The following is a 1,118-nucleotide window of genomic DNA, read 5'->3' as shown; positions in this document are numbered from 1 at the left end:
GACAGGAACGACGCCGCCAGGATGGCCAAGGCGATACTCGCCCACGACATCTCCCCCGTATGGGTCCCCTCCCCCGAGGTCGAAGGCATCAGGGACCTCGCCGGCGCCTACGACGGGGCGACCGCGCGCCTGGCGACCGCCAAGCAGCGGCTGCTCGCCTTCCTCGCAAAGCGGGGGTTCGTCTACGGCGGCACCACGCCCGCCGGCAACCCGAGGAAGTACTGGACCTACGACTTCCTGAGGTGGCTCGACAAGGTCAGGCCGGAGGACGATGGCGGGGTTCGGACGCTCGCCGCCCTGAGGAACGAGGTCGAGGCCGCGGCGGAGGCCCGGGCGGACCTGCTCTCCGAGTACAGGGCCGCCGTGGATGCCAGCCCGATCGCCGCGGAGGTGGCCGCCCTCCAGTCGATCAAGGGCTGCGCCTTCGCGCTGGCCGCGGCCTTCTCGGCCGAGGTCGGCGACTTCACGAGGTTCCGTTCCGGAAGGCAGGTCACGGCCTATTTCGGCCTCGCGCCGAGTCAGAGGTCGAGTGGCGACTCCGTGCGGCTCGGAGGCATCAGCGGTGCGGGCAACGCGCTCGTGAGGAAGCTGGCCGTTGAGGGTTCATGGTGCTACGCCGCGGCACGGCACCAGCCGAAGCTCATGCCGAGGGACACGGGCGTGCCCCTCGAGATAAGGATGCACGGGAGGAAGGGGTCCGAGCGGCTCCTGCGGCGGCGCGAGGAGATGCTCGCCCGCGGCATGCCCGCGGCGAAGGCCAACGCGGCCACCGCGGCCGAGCTCGTGAGGTGGCTCTGGGCCCTCGGCATGATGTGCCGGGAGGGCGCGGAATAGACATAGCCCCCGTCCCGGCGAGCCGGGCGGCCTTCGGGGATACCCCCTATTTCGCTGTGCGCGCGGAGCCCTCCGCATGCGCCTCGACAGACTTGGGGAACCCCGCCGAAGGAATGGAGTGCGGGCCGACAGAACGGTATCCGCGGATATGAGACTGAGCCGAAGGCGTCGATGACATGCCGGGGGCGGACCGGGACGGGTTCAACGGCAGGCCCCGCCGACCGATTGCAAGCGGTCGGCGGGGCCATTGTGGCTCTTGACAGCGGATTGGGTCATATGAGCGA

General features: G+C 70.2%; 1 protein-coding gene. It reads left to right on the top strand.

Going from position 1 to position 1,118, the window contains the following annotated elements; translation table 11 throughout:
- Window positions 1-834: IS110 family transposase (locus tag ACTQ40_RS10525; protein WP_441564116.1), on the top strand; the 834-nt coding region annotated here is incomplete at its 5' end.
- Between the last annotated feature and the right edge of the window lie 284 nt (window positions 835-1,118).

Source organism: Collinsella sp. Sow4_D11 (assembly GCF_052116465.1).
Taxonomy (GTDB): Bacteria; Actinomycetota; Coriobacteriia; order Coriobacteriales; family Coriobacteriaceae; genus Collinsella.
Note: the sequence above shows the minus strand (reverse complement) of the source record. Positions and strands in the feature narration are given on the sequence as shown.